Genomic DNA, 19,847 nt, shown 5'->3' with positions numbered 1-19,847 from the left:
GAGGGGATCTGTAGGGGCGGTGCCCCCGTGCCCGCCCCTGGGGGTTCCAAACCATTTATCAATAAACATTTCCACCTGTTCGGGATAGGAAAACTCCAGAGTGCGATAAGTATCAAAAGTATCCAACGCAGTGCCGATCGCATCCCAAACATTCTGCCGACAACTTAGCACAATTCGCGCCTTTTGAATACAGCCGCCGGTTCTAATTTGCCGCTCAATTTCCGCCAAAGGATTGCCATCTCCCACCGCCATCTCATCCGCCCCATCCAACACCAACCAAACGCGCTCAGCATTAAACTGTGCTACAAAATCATCCTTAATTTCCGCCGTCGCCTCAGCCTTCCCAATTCTATTAATAGCCGCCAGCAGCCAATTGTCAAATAAATAGGTTTCTAATTCCTTCCCCTGCAAATCCGCCAAGGATACCCAAATTAAAATTGCCTCGGAAATTCCCGCCGCTACCCAATTCGCAATCTGCCGCAACAGCGTTGTTTTCCCCGCCCCCGGTTCCCCAATAATTCCTAACCGCTTCCCATTGCTTTTCGGGCTACTTCCTTGCTGAATAACTTGCTCAAGAAACTCGCTGTGTTCAAATTTTTGAGTAACTTCCTTTTCCCGGTATAAATCCGAACCTTCCTCAGCCGCAACATCCTCGCGTCGCTGAGTCACTTTCTGCCGTTCCACCAGTCCCAGCGGCACATAAACATCATCTATTTCATGGTTGCCAAAAGTTAGCTGGTTGCTACTCAGTCGCTGCTGTTCTTTCTCGTCTAATATCTGCTGGCAAATAGCTTGCCAGTCAATCGGCACGTAAGCAATCTGGCTCTTTTCAACTATTTCCTCAAGCAAAGCCTTTAGCTGTTCAATCAAAGCGTAATTTTCGGCGGTTTGGCTATCATTTCGCCTTAAACTTTGCACTGTAAAAATCTGAAACACCTTTTCATTGTCCTTGATTTCCTCGGCAAAGTATGCAGATACTAAGCTCAACAATTTTTCGGTTAATTTAGCTTGATAAAGTGTGACATCACAATCTTTTAGTGCAATTTCCAGCAGTTTACTTTCAACTTCTTGAAAGCGATTTTGGCTTAACTCGTTTCGGGAACTTAGCAGCAATTCTATCTCATCTAAACCTTCTATTGGAATACCTGAAGGGGCTGTTTCTTCGTTAACCTGGTTTATTTCAGATTTTAACTGCTTAATCTTCTTATCTAGCCCTTCTAAATAAGGACGGTCTTGAGGCAAGTAAATAACTATACCTCTAGAAGCCCTGCGAGACGGCTCAACCAATTCTTTATAACATTCCGAGGCGATTTGTTGCTGAGCTTTCAGGAAAGAACGTTTCAGCGCTTTTTCTAAATCGTGATTGACAATTTTACCATTTCGTGATAGATTCTTTACTCCCTTCAAACAGAGATGCTTGACTGCATCATTGGCTTGAGTGCCCACTATCCCATCGAAAGCGACCTTCAGAAGACCTCCCAATATCGCAGCTTCTAGCATTTAACGGTTCTCCTAATTTCAGGCTCCAAGCGGGTTACTTTAATGATAGGCGATCGACTTTGGTTGCGGGCGATCGACCTATGCTGAAATCATCACATCAAAACTTCGATCGTCCGATCAAAAGTCGATCGCTACCACATTGAATTTAGGCAAAACGTTCAACTATTTTTCTAGGATTACCACGAAATCCTCAATCATCACATCAAAAGTTCGAGCCAGCTTGTGGACTGCTGCAAAGTCAACCATTGCCATACCCTGAGAACGGGCATAATTGCTAATGGTACTGTAGCCCACGCCCGATCGCTCCGCAACCTCCTTGAGCGTCCATCCCTTCTCGGCAGCCAACTCTCGAACCCGCAATCTGACTAAGCCTTTGCTCATATTCACTATTTACAAAATTTTGGATTTAGTATAATATATCAAAAAGCGATCGCCCCGGTCATTCGATTTTAGATTTTAGATTTTAGATTTTAGATTGACTCTAAAGATGAATCTGGGAGCTTGAACGTTGGTCGAAAATTTTGCGCCTCTCATGGCAGAAGTCGGGGCTTGTCTCCGTTTTGCGGCGGAGTCAACGAAACTAAAGACGATCGCCAGTTCAAATTAATCCCGACAGATTATTTCTGTCGATCGCACTTAGCAGAGATAGATTTACCTACTACCACCAGATGCAACTACAATGATATCAGAAAATCAGCTAAGATCATCAGCGATCGGCGCATCAAAAATTATTCACAAATCGTCGATCGTCAATCCGCGATCGAGATTTGTCACCGAAGAAACAGTAGCACTCCTGTTCAACATATCACCCGAACAGATATACCGGATCGATTGCTGCCACAACGTGGTGTACGTTCATGCCAAAGGCCTCAGTCGATTTGTCAGCTACGCCGATTTTCCGCCAATCCTAGAAGTAAAACGGCCCTGTGCTCAAGATTTTGTCGCATGGTACAAACGGTGGAAACGGACACAAGCACCAGAATTTTGGACTAAATTCTATACGTACAACTTCAAAACGGCTGTTTCAGTTGACAGCTTGCTTGAGTGGGGTAAATTAGTAGCTACAGTTAAATCGGTAATTTCTGCCTCAGCGCTGCAACAGCTACGAGATGTTTACGCTCAAGAAAAAACATTGATGGAAAATTTTTAAAGCAGGCGGGGCGGGTAAACCCGCAATTGTTGGCGGGAGCATCTCAATGAAAGCAGCAAAGCTCGAAATTGGAATTACGAGTCAGGAGTCAGGAGCCAGGAGAAAAGAGTCAGAAGGAAGAAGAAAGAAGTGTTTTTGCAAATATGAGATGCTCCCATTGTTTGCCACCAGGAAGATAAATGTAAGGTGCGCTTCGGCGCACCCTACGGGATAGAGGTTCCGATCAAAACTCTTCTTTACCTTCCAATCCCCACATATTGGAAACCAGCGGCTTCTAAAGCCTTCTTGTCTAAGAAATTGCGGCCATCAATCATCACCGGATGGTTCATCAACTTCGCCATTTTATCGTAATCTAAATTGCGGAACTGTTCCCAGTCAGTCACCAACACCAAAGCATCGCAACCGTCTGCCAGTCTTTCCGGGTCAGTTTCTACCAAAACTCCCGACAAACCGTGACGCATCCCAGTTTGAGAAACAATCGGATCGTAAGCTTTAACTTTCGCTCCCAACCGATTCAAATTCTCGATTAAAATCAGCGCTGGAGCATCCCGCAAATCGTCAGTATCCGGCTTGAAAGTCAAACCCAAAAGTCCGACTGTTTTACCTTTGAGAATCTTCAAAACGTGCTGCAACTTTTCAATAGCAATGAACCGCTGGCGTTGGTTAACTTCCACTGCCGCTTTCAGCAAATGCGCCTCGTAACCGTAATCGTCAGCAGTGTGAACTAAAGCTGAGACATCTTTGGGGAAACAAGAACCGCCCCAACCAATGCCAGCTTGCAAAAACTTGTTGCCAATCCGTGAATCTAAACCGATACCTCGGGCAACTTGACTAACATCTGCACCGACACGATCGCAAATGTTAGCAACTTCATTAATAAAGCTAATCTTCGTAGCCAAAAAAGCATTAGCTGCGTACTTAATCATCTCCGCTGAACTGATATCAGTCATCACCACAGGAACTTCCGGCAAAGACGGATTTTCTGCGAACTTGCGATCGACAATCGGCCGGTATAACTGTAGCATCAGATCCATAGCCCGCCGAGAGTTGCTGCCGAGAACAATGCGATCGGGATTAAAAGTATCGAAAACAGCACAGCCCTCCCGCAAAAACTCCGGGTTGCTAACCACATCAAATTGAACACCTTTTTTTGCTGCTACTTCCTCACCAGTAACCTCGTCACCGCTGTGAGGTTTTTGACGTTCCGCCAAACCGTCTAGTACAATTCTTCGCACCCAGTCCCCGGAACCGATGGGCACTGTAGATTTATTGACAATGACTTTGTAATCGCCATCGAGGTGAGCTCCAATTCCACGAGCAACCGCTTCCACGTAGCGAGTATCGCTTTCTCCAGTAGGCAAAGGAGGCGTCCCCACGGCAATAAACAAAATATCCCCGTGAGACACTCCCGCTGCTAAATCCGAAGTAAATTCTAGATTGCCAGATGCAGATGCAGAGGACATTAATTCAGACAGTCCAGGTTCAAAAATAGGCGACTGTCCCGACTTCATTAATTTAACTTTTTCTTCGTTGTTGTCTACGCAAATCACGTGGTGGCCGATGTGGGCCAAACAAGTGCCGGTGACTAAGCCAACATATCCTGTACCGATGACGCAAACTTGCATACAAATGTCCTCAAAGCTAGTAAATAAATCAGATGAAAACGAAGGAAGAAGGAAGAAGGAAGAAGGAAGAAGGAAAAATATCTTGTAGGGGTAGCGCCCCCGTGCCTACCCCTAGAGGGCAACCACGGGGGGTTTGCCCCTACCAATCTCTGGGCCAACCACGGGGGATTTGTAGGGGCAAATCCCCCGTCTCTACTTTTGGTTTCCCTCGATGCGATCGCGAAAATCCTTGATAGTCAACTCTAAACCTTGATCCAGCGGCACAGTTGGCTCCCACCCCAACCAAGTTTTAGCACGAGTAATATCCGGTTGTCGCTGTTTTGGATCGTCTTCCGGCAGCGGTTTAAAGATAATTTCTGCCCCTGGATTAATCGTGTTTTGAATTTTTTGTGCCAGTTCCAATATAGTGTATTCGCCGGGATTCCCCAAATTCATCGGCCCGATTTTGTCGCTATTCATCAAACGAATAAATCCTTCCACCAAATCAGAAACGTAGCAGAAACTCCGTGTTTGAGAACCGTCGCCGTATACAGTCAGTGGTTGATTCCGCAAAGCTTGAGCAATAAAATTGCTGACTACTCTGCCGTCATTTTCCAACATCCGCGGGCCATAGGTATTATGACAGCAAACGCAGTAAGTACCGCCTACAAAATTCTCTCCGTCGGGAACAGAAAAGTCGTATACATCCTCATCGATTTCAAACTCTTCTATGGCTTTAACTTTTGCCCAAGCTAAATCCCCTGTGATTTGAGCTTGCAGTTTTTGTTTAGCATTAGCCAGATTGAGAATGCTGTACTCGTCCAACCCTTGAACCGTTATCCGGTAAGACTTGTATTTTTTGCTGTCTCCTTTTCGCACTGTTGTCTCGAATTCCGACACACTTCCAACTATCCCGAATTTAGCTAGAATTAGCACTAGTTTTTCAATGATTTTTTGGCTGGAACTGTTAAACACTAGCAGCGAACCCGTTGTTTTCGCGTCGTGATTCCCGTCGCCTTCCCAGAAACCGTGTAAAAAGTGAACTAACTGTTCTTTGGGAAGTTGCAAAATCCAATTGGGTATATCTTTTTTGGTGCTTAATTCTTTGCCAAACCCCAAAATATTGACAACTAGATCGACTATTATTTTTGACCTGACGTTAACCGATGGCGCTCTTTTCTCCTCTTTGTCAAATCTGATTTCGCACTCGCAGCCAAATAACTCTCGCGTCACCCGGATCAGCTTTTCCAGATATTTGACATTTGAGCTAAATACGAGCTGGCGGTCTTTTTCTGTATGAACCAAACAGCCTTCTGCTAAGTAAAATCCCAAAAACCACAGGAAATCACTGACATTTTTGATGTAATTGTTGATTGCTTTGACGGATTGATAGCCAGCTATTTTGTCTTTTTGGGTCAAAGGCAATCCCAATTCTTGCCAAAGTTGCCAGGGGATTTTGTTGCCTGCTTCGTATTTTTTGATGGTGCTGAAGTATTGGCGATTGCTGATTCCTTTTCGAGCGAAATATCCATATATCTGCTCTCGGAATTTTTCTAAGTATGCGATCGCATCCTCGCTGATTACCCACAGCCCTGGTGCATTAACTTTATCGCTGATGTAAAAAGGTTCCAAGGGACGATCGATAAAAGGAAGGTAACTGGGAACAGCTACATCATCCCCAACCTTTAAGTCTTTGCCAAATACGGCTTGAGGCAACCCTTGGCTGTCGCGAGTAAACAAACTGTGGTCTTCAGTAATTTTTACTTGTTTGCCCCAGGTGGTTGCAATTTTATACCCTTTCTTCGTCACTTTGTGTTTCCAAATTGCCGAGATTGGTTTTAAGCGCATTTTTCCCTGTTCGTCAAAGCAAGGAACTGAAACATTTGATATGTCACCTCCGATCCGGCTGTAGCATTCCTCAAATGTTTCGTAATAAAGTCGATCTCCTTTGTAATAGAGAACTTTTTGATCGCCTGTCAAACTGTTAAAAATTCGCACAACTCGAATGTCTACACCATTTTGACGGTGGTAATCAAAAGATAAGGTTTCAGCTACTCGCTTCCCTTCGTCGTAACACGATCTGATCCCGATACAATTAACGTTGCCGCGATAATCTTCTGTTTGTGGATGTACGTCAGGATCTCCGTACACTTCGGAAGTGGAAGCCAGAAAGAATCTTGCTTTTACCCGTTTAGCCAATCCCAACATATTCATCGTACCGATGACGTTTGTTTTAATTGTCTTGACAGGGTTGTACTGATAGTGTATTGGGGAAGCGGGACAAGCCAGATGGTAAATCTGATCTACTTCTAACCGAATCGGTTCCGTGATGTCGTGGCGGATCAGCTCAAAATACGGGTTGTCCAACCATTTGAGGATATTGCGTTTAGTCCCGGTGTAAAAATTATCCAGGCAGACTACCTCATGTCCTTGGGCCATTAAGCGATCGATTAGGTGGGAACCGAGGAAACCCGCGCCGCCTGTGACTAAAATTCTCATTGTGGAAACTGCCGTTCTGTTTAGGGGTAGGACTGGAGTACAAAAATTCAGTCGCTCGAATGAAACTTACTAATAGAATAACAAAATTGCGATCGCCCATGTAAACACTTCTGCGTCACCTTTATTAAATCTTTAATTAACTTAGCATTTGCCAATACTTTGAACAAAGTGCTATAATTCGTAAATGTCAGCTAGCAATTTTTAGTGAAGCTTCAATATTTTCGCAAAAATACTGTTGACAATAATTCACTTTTGAGTTAATAGGTATTAATTGTTTGTTTGTTGTGATTGGTGAGGCGATCGCTTCTGTCTTGAGTTATCTAAGAAAAGGCTGATTCCCTAGGTATGGCTACGCTTCACGGGCTTGTTTGAGAATAGGTTAATCCAGTTTATGTAAACAGGGCTGACGCGCGTCAATCGATTTTAGATTTTAGATTTTAGATTTTAGAATTGACTTGCGCGAGATAAATGCGGGGGCTCTTCTGATTTTAGATTTTAGATTTTGGATTGATTCCACGGATAAATCACGTGGCGGATACCACCTTTAAAATTCTTGGTCAGAGGCTAGAAACCTTGTTTATTCGTAGATAAAGTTGAGCAAGCAAATATTTTTCCGAGAAACCCGGTTTATTTGGCCTTAGTCGCGATCGACTAACTGCGACGACGGTAATTAGAATTATACAGTATCGCTATCCGATCGCGGTGGAATCTCAGCAGCAGTTAAAGTCACGATTATTTTTAAGAAGACTTTGGGTATTCCTGAAGTATAAATGTCTGTTGACTACCTTTAAGATTCTGTTTCATCACCCGAAGCAGACGATTATCCATTGGCTGTGTATCTTGGGTGAAAAATTCATGAAGTACCTGCACTTTGCCTGCATAGTCTCGATCGGCTTTACAAATTACAATTCCTGCATGATTTGAGGTTGTAGAATGGAGATTGATGAAATCTTGACGATTTTCTGTAATGACTACTCGCCCTGCATTTGTCGCGTACATCAAGACTTCATCATCGGGATTTTTTTGATTGGCTTGTCCAGCTTCATAGGATGTCAAAACATCATAGCCACGCGCTCGCAGTAAATCAACCATTGCGATCGGAAAGTTTTCATTCGAGTAAAACTTTAGCATTTTTAGTTACTCATTTTCAGCAAGCCACAGCTCGATTTCTTCTCGGTTGTGTTCGTAATAGTTCGCAACCGCTTGCAAATCTTGAAGGGTGAGTCCTGGATAATTATAGAGAAGTTCGGATTCAGTTGCGCCCTGTTGTTGGTAGGCGATAATCGTCCAGACGGGAATGCGGGTATCGCGAATTCGCGCTGCACCGCCACAAATTCCTGGAGTTTTGTGAATGGGACTCTGAAGGGTTTGGATGAATTGTAGGGTTTGTGCTAGCAAGTCATCAGGCAGTGTTTCAATGGTTTGGAGAAGTTGTTCTTTGATGGTCATAATCGATCGCCAAAATCTCAAAGAGTTGCGGGCTTTTTAGTGAGTTCTAGAAGTTGCCAAAGCAGTTCGGGCAAGCGATTTTGCAGAGGTTCTAGACGTTGAGCCAGTTCGTCTGGAATTTGAAGGGTAATTGTTGCCATGTTTTTTAGTGACTGACGCTCTCATTGAATCCTAGCACAAGAGAAGTGCGATCGCCCCGCGCGATCGGGTAAAGGTGCGATCGCACTTCCTGATTTTAGTCGCTTCACCCTACCAATCTGTTGAATTGTGGCAAAATTTTAGTTACCGTTGTTATCGTTGATGTCTAGATTTTGTATTGAGAGTTCTGAAGGTAGCGGTACAGTTATTTGTAGGTATACACCAATTTTTATTTGATTATTCTCAAAAGTTATATTAGTTACATTGACTTTACTATTTTCAGATAAACCGTCTTGAATAGGGAATTTAGCAGGTGGCTGAGTTTTATATCCAGCATCTTCAAGCCATTCAGCAATATTTCTCCAGTTTTCTATTTTTTCAATGCCCTTACCCACCAGACTTTTGACGTACTTATATAAGGTAGCGCATAGGTCAGTTTCAACTCCCTTGGGGGTTTTTTGGAGCTTTTCTGCGATTTCAGAGGGACTATAACCGCAGAGTAGACCGCGAAGGTGTCGTTTTTCCATTGGGGTGAGGCGTTTTCCCTTGGCCGAGGCCAGGTCTGCATAGAGGGTTTCTAAGTCCCAGTGGTTCGCGGCTTCGGTAAATTGCTCGTCGGCTGGCGGCATAGGGGAGTGGGGTAAAAATTCCTGATGAAAGTCTAACATAAATCCTGATGAGTGTCAGATAAAAGCTGAGATTGGCTAGGTTATTATTTAGTATAGTGTGTAGCACCTATGTGAAATGAAATACCAAAACCATATTACAGTTGTAGGTAAAATTTCAGTAATTCTGCTGGTTTTGGTATCTGGATGCAGTGGCTTTGAGAATACAAGTAACCCTAATACGGTTTCAAGTCAGACTCCTACACCTACTCCAACTCCTACGCCCACTACTGCTTCTACACAAGCGCCCAATCCGTTTGAAAGTGTTTCATTTCCTCTTGATGCTTGCGGTGATAAACTGCCAGATGACCAGAAAGTTTATCCGGTTAGTTTGTATCCGGTATTTCTGGAATACAGTGAGGAAAAGTTAACTCAAGTCAAATCAAGTTTTTGCCGGGACGCTATTAAAAAGGTTAGGGAAGCTACAGGAAAAGATGAAATACAGGTAGCATCATTTATAGGAACTGAACGCGCTAATCAGTTCAAAGAATTTATGAGCGCGAAAGTGGGAATAAGTGGAAGTATAGGACAGCCTACTGTGATAGCCGCAAAGAGCGGTCAAACTCCAGTAGCCCCTACTACGCCTCAACCAACGTCTACTCCTGGCGAATCCCTAATTACTTCATCATCTGGTTTTGAGACTATCACACTTAAATGTGGGGAAAAGCCAGCGGCAAAATATATAGACTTAGAATTTGGAGACTGTTTGCAGGGTAGTAGTGCAAAATCTAAAAATTATAGTACCAGTTGGTATGAATCCAGCATGGGCGATAACAAATTTCAATTAATTGCTCCTGGTGGGTCACTTCAGGTTGACTTACCGCGCAGGAGTAATTCTATATCACCTACAGTAGATTCAGAGACAGCACCAATTTATAAATTAAGGGTAAGACGATTGACCAGTAAACCATTGAGAACGATTACAGTTAGTTGTGATGCTGGAGAAATTAATATATGGGGCGTAAAGATAATTCCCAAGTGTAATTCTAGTGGAAGTTATATAGGAGTAGAACAGGGTATGTTTTTTCAGCACAATGTAGTTATAAAAACATCAAATACAGATAGGGAACCTATAATATTTAGAAGTGATGTTTTAATTAATCCAAGTTATTACGTCACTTCAAAATCTCGTCAAGTAGAATTAACATTTTCAGTAGAGTAGTAAGCGATATGCTATCAAGCATCAAAAACCCTGTTAGTAAACTTTAGTCATTCAAAAACATGAAGATATTTTTGCGTAAATCTATATCCATTGTACTCGCTGTCGTAGTCCTAACTTTAGCAACAGATTTAGTACAAGCTCAAAGGCGACGACCGGGAACCGCTTCTTTAGGTGAAATGAATTGTCAGGGAATAAACGGAGGCAGATATGAAGCCATAAATGAAGATGTTTCTATAGGGCTTGAAATATTTAGAGCATTGGCATATATAACCAAAGGGGGTCATTTTTCTATTGGTCTTAAGAATGAGTCTGCTCAGGTAGCGTGCAGATTGGCTGCGCCAGGAGAAAAGCCAAAATTTAGAACTTTAACTCTTGGTTTTGGTTTCTCTGACAATCACAAGGATGGGACTTCTAGGCAAGGAGCCTTGGTTCGATTGTCAATTTACAAAGATGGAAACTTTTTTGAGTATAGAGATGTGACGTTCGGACAGAAACTGGTCTGGCCAATCAATGTCACTAACGTTCGTAGTATAGCTTTAGAAGCTGAGTGTAAAAGAACATCACAAAACTGTCCGGTTCTTTATATTTTCCAAGATATTTTAGAGTAAGAAACTTATGAACCGCAGAAAATTTATTCAATACAGCGCATTAGGTAGCGCTTCATTTATTGTCAACTTAGGTTTGCACAATCCCCAAAAAGCCGATGCTTTTTTATTCTTATTAGCTAATCCTCTGTTACGCCTTGTCTTAGGAGGATTGGGCAGAGGCGCTTTTTCATTTTTCCAACAGCGAAATCAACAATGGTTTGACAAACGCTTAGAAGTGCAGTTAGCGCAACGTGAATTTCTGGAAAGACAGTTTACAAATGTGGCTGTTGCTGAAGTTAGAAGTCCTCAATATACTGTAGTAGTAGGTTCTGAACGCCGCGAGTCTTTGGGCAAGAATGCTGTCCTCGCTTTTCCTCGAATAGAATACGATCGACCAACTATGTCAGCCTTTTCAGGTGCGGCTTCTATTGGGATGTCTATTGCAGCCCTATATTTGCGAGAGCATCAGAGGTTAAGTGTTGATGAAGTGCAAGCATCTGTTTTGCCGCGACTGGGAGGGGGTGCTAGTTATGCTGATTGGCGGGATTGGAACTCGACTAGCTTTAGATATTATCCAAATAATTACTCGGATACTGGTGTTAGGATTCGCTATGATGCTGTTGAACCCCGTCGCGGCGGTTTCGGCATAATTGAAGTTACCGTTGACGCATATCGTCCGATCGCTATTCCACAAATCCGAGTCAATTACGCCTAGCTAATAGTTGCTACAAAGTGCGATCGCCCTTAAGCTCCAAAAGTGCGATTGCCTCCCATTCACTAACAGTAATCTTCCATGATTTAATTAAAATAGCTAACCCTTTTTCACTACAAACTGGCATGGTCGGGTAATTTTGAGAAAGTGGGAGAGATAAGATGAACGTTACTCAATTAATAGAAACATTAAATGCTAATAAATTTATGCGATCTGATGAGGAAGTAATGAGTTTTGAATTCACTTTAGCCGAACTTGCCCTACATCCTAATAGCGAATATTTGCCGGAACTCTATCTAGTTTTCGATGACCGCTGCGAACAACATGAAGTCATGTATGGTCTCATTCATTTTCTGGAGTCTTTTGAGCTAAAAGACCAGTTGCAGGCGTTTATTGATAGCATAGACCGGATGGTTGTTAATGCGAAAGAATGGACAATGATTCTACTTTATGGAATTCTCAATCAGGATTTATCCCGGAATTTATATAGCCAGATGTTACATTCTACCCATTCTCAAAATCGGGATTTATGTACGCATTTACTGCGCGAAATAGTTGCTAATGAATCCCCTCCTTTATCTTCCCATGCTGAGTCAGTTATTTCCGGCGCAACTGCGATCGACATTAATATTGATGAAATTCAGAGGGCTCTGTCGAGCTTTATTAAACTCATCCAAGATGGGAATATCTTGGTACTCTTGCAAGACGATCGGCCAATAGCCGAAATTAAACCGATAAAATAAGATGTAAGCCGCTCTCAGGATGTGCGATCGCCCTTAAGCTCCAAAAGTGCGATCGCCCTCCTCAAATTAGTTAATGGTATAATCATCGATCGCATACCATGCAGGAGTAAACCACTTATTTTGAATAATGGCACAGATACTTCTGAAGACACTCCAGAAGTTGTAGAACAGGATATAATAGACCAAACGATTGAAGTAGGAAGTGGTTGTGACTGGACAGGCAGTGGAGTAGAACCTCAGTGGCATAATCCAAAATCCATCAAAGCCTACGATCATATCGATCGCCATCATGGTCCAAAACTGAAACCCCTTAATTTTAGAGGCAGGGCAGCATCCAAAAATCAGCCTCAAGGCCAGTGGCTAAACGATCGAGACTGGGTAAAAGCTGAACAAGTGACACCGAAATATCCCGGTTGTTACATTATAAATTTTAAGCGTTCTATTGGGAAAGTTCACTATCCCGATGGGAAAATAATTGAAAATGTTACCCATGCTTTTATTAAAAGGAAACCAGATGGAACATTCAAATCTGCTTATCCTGTTCTCAATGATGCTACGCTGTCCTCATTAGATAGGAGCGATGAAAATGAATAACTATATCAATTTTACAATCCAGTTAGAAAAACCTAATTGCGAACAATATGCTGACGCACCCGATGACTCATTAGGAGAACTTTCGCATTTTGAATTAGGTCTGAAACTATTTTGCTTTGAATGCGATCGCCCAGTATCAATAGAAATTGGTGAAGAAAAACTAAAAGTTTTTTTAGACCCCGATATCTGTATGCTCCTAGAAGATGAACTCCCCAAAAAAATTAGTGAGTTATCCCAAGGGAAACCCATCAAAATAGAATTTGTTGAAAGTGTGTGCCTTACTCTTGAATTGCAGCCATTAACCAACGATAAAATTAGCTGTAATTTCAAAGAATTTGGATATTTATCTCCAAACCAGTTTACCCTAAAATCCAGAAATCAACACTTTGAACTGAATAAAACTCAAGTTATAACAGAGTTAAAGGGATTTGTCCAACAACTCATGGAAATGGCTCTAAATGGCGGCTATATCACCCGCGAAGAAAAGCAAGAATTCCTGATGCCACTCGGCGAAATTGCGCCTGCTTCGGCTATTTGTTAATTAAGTACGATCGCCCTTAATCTCCAAAAGTGCGATCGCCCTTAATTTCTCAAAGTGCGCGCGAGCGTAGCTATCGCGTAGGGAATCACCCTTAATCTTACTTCCCTTAATTACAAAACAAACTCGGCTCTACATGAAAAAAACTTCCCAGAATCAATGCCAGCTCTTTACCAATATCTCGATCGCCATTAACCACTTCATACACTCTTTTTTCAGATCCAATGACTCCTACCAAATCAGCAGGTTGTAACTCTCTTTGTTCCATCAAAAACAGCAATATTGAACGAGGCGTAGCTGTGCTTCCTGGTGCATATAATTCCTGCTCAAATTTTTCAATCAATGCAATCAGCAATTCATATAACTCATCTTCTTCAGGAGTGCGATCGCCCCGGTGCATCAACTCTTCCACCATAGCCAGAGCCTTCTCATTATCCGATTCATTCCTAATTATTTTCGGCTGATACTGAGACAATAACTCTTTGTATTTATCTGGATTAAAAGTAAGGGTCATTTTTCCTTAATTACTCACCCATTTCTAACTTTCCCAAAACAATTAAACTTTCTAAATCTTCCACAGCATCAGGAAGGAAATCTTGTACCGCCCTTCTTACCAACCGCAAATCAGTTTCATCAGCCCCTCCCAACATCCGCGTTAAATCCCCTATATCTATACCGCGACTAGCTTTTAGTTTCATCAAAACCAAATAAGGCAATCCGATAATTGGCAACCCATCCGGGGCATTATTTGGATTTCTAATTGCCTCTCGTACCCAAGAATCCCTTGATTCAATTACATCCAAATAAGTACCATCAGGCAATTCCCAAGTGCTGCCCCCAATGCTAAGTTCTCCCGTTCTCCTGCTACCACCTTGCTCTAATTCTCCATAAAGATTAGCAGCATCCTGAGTTAATACTAAGATCTCCACATCATCGGTCATTCGTTCAGGCATATAAAGGCGAGTAGCAATCCCTCCTACTACTACAAAAAGGGTGTTTTGAATAATCGTTTTAATGTTTGTCACGGGATGATTCCAGGTTCTTTTCTTCAGAAACTCTCGACTGCTGCCACTACCGGGACGACATCTACGCAATGCAATTTCAATGTAAAGTTTTCGCCTTTGTTCGGGAAGCTTTAGATTTAACATGATTATATAACATTTCGATAATTATACCCGACATTTGACACCATTTTAATTTAAGCCTTTTAGGGACGGGCAAGATGCCCGTCCCACAATAAAACACACTCTTTGTGGAACAGGCATCTTGCCTGTTCCTGACAAAATGCCACACAGATTACGAATCCCGATCGAGCTTCAGCACAGCCATAAAAGCCTCCTGCGGCACATCCACAGTACCCACAGACTTCATTCGCTTCTTACCCTTGGCCTGCTTTTGCAGCAACTTCTTTTTCCGCGAAATATCACCGCCGTAACACTTCGCCAACACATCCTTCCGCAAAGCCGGAATGTGTTCCGAAGCAATCACCTTCGCGCCAATTGTTGCTTGAATCGGCACCTTAAACTGGTGGCGGGGAATCAACTCCTTGAGTTTTTCCGTCAACCCGCGGCCCACATTATAAGCCTTATCCCGGTGTACGATCATCGCCAAAGCATCAACCGGATCGCCATTAATTAAAATGTCCATTTTCACCAACGGATTTTCGCGATAACCGATGAGGTGATACTCCATGCTCGCATAACCGCGCGATCGCGATTTCATCTGGTCAAAAAAGTCCGTCACCACCTCCGCCAAAGGCAACTCGTAAACCAGCGTAGTTCGGCCTTGACTCAGATACTTCATATCCATAAAAATGCCCCGCCGACTTTGAGACAGTTCCATCAGCGCGCCCACATAAGTTTCCGGCGACAGCATTTCTACCCGCACATAAGGCTCCTCAATTTTCTCGCGATACTGAGGATCTGGCAAGTGGCTGGGATTGTCAATTGTTAATACTTCCCCTTTAATTGTTGTGATTTGATAAACCACAGAAGGAGCCGTAACAATCAAATCCAAATTGTATTCTCTCTCCAGTCTTTCTTGCACAATTTCCATGTGCAGCAAACCCAAGAAACCGCAGCGGAAACCAAATCCCATCGCACTCGAAGTTTCCGGTTCGTAAGAAAGTGCCGCATCGTTGAGTTCGAGTTTTTCTAAAGCTTCCCGCAAATCTGGAAATTGGTCAGCATCGATCGGGAACAAGCCGCAAAAAACCATCGGCTTTGCCTCTGTATAACCCGGCCAAGGCTCCGGTGCCGGCTTTTTGACCAAAGTAATCGTATCGCCGACGCGAGCATCAGCTACTGCTTTAATTGCCGCGCCCAGATAACCTACTTCCCCGGCGTGCAGTTCGTCTACTTGAACTTGAGTCGGTGAAAGGATGCCCAATTCATCGATGACATATTCCTTACCCGAAACCATCAACAAAACTCGATCGCCCTTTTTGACACTTCCGTCCATCACCCGGAAATACACAATTACCCCGCGATAAGGGTCGTAATAACTGTCAAAAATTAGCGCCCGCAGCGGTTTGTCAACAGTATCCTGCGGCGGCGGCACCAATTCGACGATCGACTCCAAAATCTCATCTATACCAATTCCTTCCTTAGCCGAAGCCTCGATCGCCCCGCTACAGTCCAGACCGATAATTTCTTCAATTTCCCCTTTTACCCGTTCCGGTTCTGCCCCCGGCAGGTCAATTTTATTTAAAACTGGAATAATTTCCAGATTGTTTCCCAAGGCAAGGTAGACATTTGCGAGGGTTTGTGCTTCCACGCCTTGAGATGCGTCTACCACCAGCAGCGCCCCTTCGCAAGCAGCGAGCGATCGCGACACTTCGTAAGAAAAGTCCACGTGTCCGGGAGTGTCGATCAGATTCAGCACGTACTCCTGACCGTCCTTGGCAGTATAGTTCATCCGAGCCGCTTGCAGCTTGATCGTAATGCCGCGTTCGCGTTCGAGATCCATATTGTCTAAAAACTGCTCCTTCATCTCCCGTGCCTGCACAGTCCCAGTCGCCTGCAACAGGCGATCGGCCAAGGTCGATTTTCCGTGGTCGATGTGAGCAATAATCGAAAAATTACGAATGCGAGATACAGGGACGTTAGTCATGTTTTTTATCGAAGAGCTAATCGGCAAAGGATACTTTTTGTTGTATGATTACACAAGCAAGAGTAGAGTGCTTACTTCAACCTCTTACTGGGGATTGAGATGAAACCACAACTGAGGCAAACCTCAAGAGTATCAGTTATTAGCCTTTCAAGTGTCCGATCGAGCCCGGACACCCAAAAGGAAAAAACTTTTCTCTCTCTCATTGTACAGAAAGCGGTTAAGCGGTTGAGGAAAGGTTGGGTGCAAATCAGGGACTGCCAATATCTAGTTCAGTCGGTTGTCATCAAAAGAATTGAAACTTAAGAATTAAAACTAGGATTTTTAAACTATGAGCGAATCAAGAATACCATCCCACAGTTCGTCAGAAAAAGTCGAACTGTCCATCCATATCGATCCTGAACTGCTAGACCAAATTAAGCACTTGACGAATGACCCCAGCAAAGTCATTGAAACAGCAATCAAGCAGTGGCTCCGAGGCGAGCGCCGGGAAGACGAGCTGGCTCTGAGTTTACGCCGCAACCCCCCAGTGCCGCCGCGTGGTGAATGGAACGACTGAGGTGCTCTCGCCCCAGACGGCGCGCGCAAATCTGCAGGCTGTGAAATTTAGATCGCCCGCGCGAACTCCTGCAGATTTCGTGGCTAAAGCTACAGGTGGTGGGCGAGTTAACTCGGCTAAATCACAACCTCGGAACTATTCCAGGTAAGGGAAAAAATGCGTGAGCCATTCCCCGACTTGAGTTGTTCGCAGCCTCATATTTTGGCGTAATTTTCACAGTTGATAGTTAATCGGTGCAGATTCCTAATTTCTCAATCTTAATTTTTATCTTTAAATTACCCAAAACGGCTGAGAACGAATAGTTTGGAGTTTTGAGTTGAACTCAGAATTAAAAAATTAATATTTTCTGAGTTCATTAATCACTCAAAAGTCAATAGTAGAAGCCAAAAATTTTTGCAAATTGTGAGTTTTGAGCGATTAATGTTTTAATTAAAAAGCCCACAACTTTTTAATGGATTAATAACTCATAAATTAACAGTAGAAGCCCCAACAATGGGGAGTTTTGAAATCTTTATTAAAAACTCAAGACTCCAAAATCCGAACTACTTTCATCCCCTACTCTGATGGACTCTAACACAGATTTCCGGCGATCGAGCCTCGCCTCTACAGTTTTTTTTCAAGAGTTAGGGGCAGAATTAGTATTTACTCAAGACGCCTCTGGTCGATATCTATCTTTTTACTGGCAAAAAGCCGAACAGTACAACCTCACAGCAGAACAAATTGTCGATCGCCCCCTCAGCGAAACCCTGCAACCCATCGCCCCTGCGCCTTATCTCGATATCCTGCGGCGGGCGCTCGAAACCCTCGTACCGCAACGGTTCAGCTATCCATTTTGCCACGCCGGACAATATTTTCTCTTCGATTTGACACTCACTCCGGCGATCGACTCAAACGGCAAAGCTACAAAAGTCTTAGTTATGGGAAGGCTGCTGTCTGACAAACCCACAGACAGACGGCCAGACTCCCCAGAATTCATGCTCTATCGAGCTTTGCCATCCCCCTTGGACGGCCGTCAACAAATGTCGCTTCCAGCGAGCCGCATCCCCGCTCGATCGCTCCCTCCCTACTCGGAAATCGACCGTAAAATCATCTCCCAAATCGCTCAAAACCTGCACAAAACCCTCGATTTAGACACAATTTGGCAACAAACTGTTAACAGTTTGGGTCAAGTTTTGAACGCGAGTCGCTGCATCATCTGTTCCTACAAAAAAGACAGCGAAAATCTCGAAACATCCCCCTTCCTTGCCTCAGAAAATCAGCAAAATTCGACCGCCGCAGCAGCCGAATTACAACAGTCCATAGCTAGCGACCCCTCGCTCCGGCTTTCTCCCGCTCAAATCGAAAATCTCCAATCGAAAACTTTTAAAGTAGTAGCTGAGTACCGCCAAGAAGCTTACTCTTCTATGCTGGGATTAGAACTGCGCGCAGCCGAACAGCCAGGGTGGATTCAAACTTTAGCCACCTTAAAACCAGTAGCAGTCGATTACGCCTCCCCCGCCACCGATCCCTTCTACCGCCATTCCGTGCTCGTAGCAGCTACCTCCTATGAAGACCAACCCAATGCACTGATATGTTTGCACCGCTGCGGCAACTCTCCGAAATGGAGTCCTGTCGAACTCGAATTCGCCCGCGAGTTAGTCGCTCAAGTCGGCAGTGCGATCGCCCACGCTACACTTTACCAAGAATTAGAACAGGCTCGCGCCGAAGCCGTGGCTCTTTCCCAACTTAAAAGTCAATTTCTTGCTAATACTTCTCATGAACTCCGCACCCCCCTCAACGGCATCCTCGGCTTCCTAAAACTGCTTATGGACGGCATGGCAGATGACCCCGAAGAAGCGCACCAATTTATCGAAGAAGCTTACCGCTCAGCAGTACATTTGTTCAATGTGATTAACGATATTTTGGATGTCGCTAAAATCGAAGCTGGCAAAATGGAGTTAGACCTCGCTCCCGTCAAACTCGGTGAACTTTTGCAACAAGTTGAGGATTTTACACGGGTTCAAGTCGAGCAAAAGCGATTGCAATTTCAAATCCAAAAACCCCCTGTGGAGGACGAGATTATTGTGTATGGCAACTACCAACGCCTGCTTCAAGTAATCTTGAACCTCACGGGCAATGCAATTAAATTTACCGGGGAAGGGGGAATTCGCATCAGTGCCGAGGTTATTAAGAAAAAGGTGACTGTTCACAACCAGCAGTTCCCCGGAATGGTAAAAATTCGAGTCGCTGATACTGGTATTGGCGTTTCTCTCGACAAGCAAGATAAATTATTTGAGTCCTTTTTTCAGGTGGACGGCGATCGTACCAGGCAATACGGCGGCACCGGTTTGGGATTGGCTATTTCTCAAAAACTCGTAGAAGCAATGGGGGGTACAGTAAATTTTTACAGTATGGGGGAAGGGCTGGGAGCTACTGTTACTTTTACTGTGCCGCTTTATCAAGAACCACTATTTAAAAATTAATCATAGCGGTTCCGGTGCAACCGGAATCATTGTTGACTGTTGACTGTTGACTGTTGACTGTTGACTGTTGACTGTGGACTGTTGACTGTGAGTAAAAAAATGAAAATTGCGCGAATTATTTGTTGGCAGCTTAATTCCACTTTACGCCCCACGATGAAGCGCGGATTTGATATCATTCCGGCGCAGCCGGAATTGATATTACCAATTACCAATTACCCAACTGTACCTTACTCACTTAAAAATTGCTATATTCCTGTATCCGTGAGTTCCGTTTCGTGAATAAAAGTCATCGATAATTGGTATAGTCATTTCAAATAAATGTGAGACAGAGGTAAGATCATGATAAAATCGATAAAAATACTTAATTAGAAAAAAAT

At 43.6% G+C, this 19,847-nt stretch carries 19 protein-coding genes and 3 pseudogenes; 9 read left to right on the top strand and 13 right to left on the bottom strand.

The features are described 5' to 3' along the window. Positions 1-1,500: NACHT domain-containing protein (locus QUB12_RS33145; protein WP_333301206.1), on the bottom strand; the 1,500-nt coding region annotated here is incomplete at its 3' end. A gap of 162 nt (positions 1,501-1,662) precedes the next feature. Then, entirely contained in the window at positions 1,663-1,881 is a 219-nt protein-coding gene (locus QUB12_RS33140; protein WP_006632503.1) for a helix-turn-helix domain-containing protein, read from the bottom strand. Positions 1,882-2,179: 298 nt separating this feature from the next. On the opposite strand from QUB12_RS33140, the gene QUB12_RS33135 reads away from it, so the two are divergent. Further along, positions 2,180-2,650: a hypothetical protein gene (locus QUB12_RS33135; RefSeq protein ID WP_333142103.1), complete on the top strand. Its 471-nt coding sequence runs from the start codon at positions 2,180-2,182 to the stop codon at positions 2,648-2,650. A 236-nt stretch (positions 2,651-2,886) separates the two neighbouring features. Here the strand turns inward: QUB12_RS33135 and QUB12_RS33130 are convergent, their stop codons facing one another. The 8 genes and pseudogenes from QUB12_RS33130 to QUB12_RS33095 all read right to left on the bottom strand — a co-directional run bounded on the left by QUB12_RS33130 (position 2,887) and on the right by QUB12_RS33095 (position 9,008). Beyond that, the gene (locus QUB12_RS33130) at positions 2,887-4,275 is read right to left on the bottom strand and encodes a UDP-glucose/GDP-mannose dehydrogenase family protein (protein WP_333142102.1); all 1,389 of its coding nucleotides are present in this window, start codon (positions 4,273-4,275) and stop codon (positions 2,887-2,889) included. A 192-nt stretch (positions 4,276-4,467) separates the two neighbouring features. Beyond that, positions 4,468-4,896, bottom strand: a pseudogene (locus tag QUB12_RS33125) (GDP-mannose 4,6-dehydratase); the annotation flags it as partial. Further along, positions 4,897-6,252 (bottom strand): annotated as a pseudogene (locus tag QUB12_RS33120) (LAGLIDADG family homing endonuclease); the annotation flags it as partial. Next, positions 6,235-6,753, bottom strand: a pseudogene (locus QUB12_RS33115) (GDP-mannose 4,6-dehydratase); the annotation flags it as partial. The pseudogenes QUB12_RS33120 and QUB12_RS33115, both read right to left, overlap by 18 nt. Positions 6,754-7,491: 738 nt before the next feature. Next, the gene (locus tag QUB12_RS33110; RefSeq protein ID WP_333310439.1) at positions 7,492-7,884 is read right to left on the bottom strand and encodes a DUF5615 family PIN-like protein; all 393 of its coding nucleotides are present in this window, start codon (positions 7,882-7,884) and stop codon (positions 7,492-7,494) included. Positions 7,885-7,890: 6 nt separating this feature from the next. Then, entirely contained in the window at positions 7,891-8,202 is a 312-nt protein-coding gene (locus tag QUB12_RS33105; RefSeq protein ID WP_333310437.1) for a DUF433 domain-containing protein, read from the bottom strand. 17 nt (positions 8,203-8,219) lie between these two features. Continuing rightward, positions 8,220-8,342, bottom strand: coding sequence for a hypothetical protein (locus QUB12_RS33100; RefSeq protein ID WP_333142100.1), 123 nt, complete (start codon positions 8,340-8,342; stop codon positions 8,220-8,222). A gap of 138 nt (positions 8,343-8,480) precedes the next feature. Further along, positions 8,481-9,008 carry a helix-turn-helix domain-containing protein gene (locus tag QUB12_RS33095; protein ID WP_333310435.1) on the bottom strand — a complete coding sequence of 176 codons (528 nt, stop codon included), beginning with the start codon at positions 9,006-9,008 and terminating at the stop codon, positions 8,481-8,483. Positions 9,009-9,084: 76 nt separating this feature from the next. Between QUB12_RS33095 and QUB12_RS33090 the strand changes: the two genes are divergently transcribed. The 6 genes from QUB12_RS33090 to QUB12_RS33065 all read left to right on the top strand — a co-directional run bounded on the left by QUB12_RS33090 (position 9,085) and on the right by QUB12_RS33065 (position 13,344). Beyond that, the gene (locus QUB12_RS33090; protein WP_333310433.1) at positions 9,085-10,167 is read left to right on the top strand and encodes a hypothetical protein; all 1,083 of its coding nucleotides are present in this window, start codon (positions 9,085-9,087) and stop codon (positions 10,165-10,167) included. A gap of 59 nt (positions 10,168-10,226) precedes the next feature. Beyond that, complete coding sequence (locus QUB12_RS33085; protein ID WP_333310431.1) at positions 10,227-10,775, top strand: hypothetical protein; 549 nt, start codon at positions 10,227-10,229, stop codon at positions 10,773-10,775. 7 nt (positions 10,776-10,782) lie between these two features. Next, positions 10,783-11,469 carry a hypothetical protein gene (locus tag QUB12_RS33080; RefSeq protein WP_333310429.1) on the top strand — a complete coding sequence of 229 codons (687 nt, stop codon included), beginning with the start codon at positions 10,783-10,785 and terminating at the stop codon, positions 11,467-11,469. Positions 11,470-11,627: 158 nt separating this feature from the next. Beyond that, positions 11,628-12,209 (top strand): Imm30 family immunity protein, encoded by a 582-nt coding sequence (locus QUB12_RS33075; protein ID WP_333310427.1) that lies wholly within the window; start codon positions 11,628-11,630, stop codon positions 12,207-12,209. Positions 12,210-12,230: 21 nt separating this feature from the next. Continuing rightward, positions 12,231-12,803 carry a hypothetical protein gene (locus tag QUB12_RS33070; protein WP_333310425.1) on the top strand — a complete coding sequence of 191 codons (573 nt, stop codon included), beginning with the start codon at positions 12,231-12,233 and terminating at the stop codon, positions 12,801-12,803. Continuing rightward, positions 12,796-13,344 (top strand): hypothetical protein, encoded by a 549-nt coding sequence (locus QUB12_RS33065; protein ID WP_333310421.1) that lies wholly within the window; start codon positions 12,796-12,798, stop codon positions 13,342-13,344. Before QUB12_RS33070 ends, QUB12_RS33065 begins: the two co-directional genes overlap by 8 nt. A gap of 106 nt (positions 13,345-13,450) precedes the next feature. Here the strand turns inward: QUB12_RS33065 and QUB12_RS33060 are convergent, their stop codons facing one another. The 3 genes from QUB12_RS33060 to lepA all read right to left on the bottom strand — a co-directional run bounded on the left by QUB12_RS33060 (position 13,451) and on the right by lepA (position 16,452). Continuing rightward, entirely contained in the window at positions 13,451-13,855 is a 405-nt protein-coding gene (locus tag QUB12_RS33060; RefSeq protein WP_333310419.1) for a transcriptional regulator, read from the bottom strand. A 10-nt stretch (positions 13,856-13,865) separates the two neighbouring features. Then, complete coding sequence (locus QUB12_RS33055) at positions 13,866-14,489, bottom strand: hypothetical protein (protein ID WP_333310417.1); 624 nt, start codon at positions 14,487-14,489, stop codon at positions 13,866-13,868. Between the two features lie 148 nt (positions 14,490-14,637). Next, positions 14,638-16,452, bottom strand: coding sequence for a translation elongation factor 4 (lepA, locus tag QUB12_RS33050; protein WP_006632512.1), 1,815 nt, complete (start codon positions 16,450-16,452; stop codon positions 14,638-14,640). Between the two features lie 328 nt (positions 16,453-16,780). On the opposite strand from lepA, the gene QUB12_RS33045 reads away from it, so the two are divergent. After that, positions 16,781-17,008: a hypothetical protein gene (locus QUB12_RS33045; RefSeq protein WP_333051858.1), complete on the top strand. Its 228-nt coding sequence runs from the start codon at positions 16,781-16,783 to the stop codon at positions 17,006-17,008. Between the two features lie 563 nt (positions 17,009-17,571). Then, positions 17,572-19,470, top strand: a complete 1,899-nt coding sequence (locus tag QUB12_RS33040; protein ID WP_333310415.1) for an ATP-binding protein — start codon at positions 17,572-17,574, stop codon at positions 19,468-19,470. The last annotated feature ends 377 nt before the right edge of the window (positions 19,471-19,847 follow it).

Origin of the sequence: Microcoleus sp. B7-D4, from assembly GCF_036705125.1 — a bacterium.
Lineage (GTDB): Bacteria > Cyanobacteriota > Cyanobacteriia > Cyanobacteriales > Microcoleaceae > Microcoleus.
The sequence above is the reverse complement of the archived record's forward strand: the minus strand, read 5'-3'. Positions and strand labels throughout refer to the sequence as shown.